The following is a 444-nucleotide window of genomic DNA, read 5'->3' on the forward strand; positions in this document are numbered from 1 at the left end:
GGTCTGCAGAGTGGGCATAATGACGCAACAAGCATGAATTAACAACAAGGTTCGCTGCACGTTTCGCGCAGTCGCTCGAACAGAGCCTCACTTCGTTCGTCTAACTCGCTTTGTGCATCGAAATGTCTCCGCAAACCTTAAGTGCTTGAGTAAACGTTGCCGTGCTAATGAGCACTAGACAACACGGAGAGACATTCACTCGTAGCGACATTGGAAACGGCGAAGCACTTTCCGGAGCAAGAGTGAACTGTCTGTAGTTAGTTTGCTTTTAAGGGCGTTTGCCTAAAGTGACTTTGATTTCTGTGGGTTTGCCTGCACGCAGTACCGTTAAACTAAGTGAGGCTTCAGGTTTTAGGGTCGCAATTTCATTCATGAGTTGATGCACGCCAATCACAGGTTTACCATTCATTTCCATAATAATATCGCCGACAGCCAATTTAGCGG

General features: G+C 46.8%; 1 protein-coding gene. It reads right to left on the bottom strand.

Going from position 1 to position 444, the window contains the following annotated elements:
• Nucleotides 1-268 precede the first annotated feature (268 nt).
• The gene (locus L6966_RS12320) at nucleotides 269-436 is read right to left on the bottom strand and encodes a PDZ domain-containing protein (RefSeq protein WP_419721900.1); all 168 of its coding nucleotides are present in this window, start codon (nucleotides 434-436) and stop codon (nucleotides 269-271) included.
• Nucleotides 437-444: the final 8 nt, after the last annotated feature.

Source organism: Rothia nasisuis (assembly GCF_928381405.1).
GTDB classification, from domain to species: domain Bacteria; phylum Actinomycetota; class Actinomycetes; order Actinomycetales; family Micrococcaceae; genus Rothia; species Rothia nasisuis.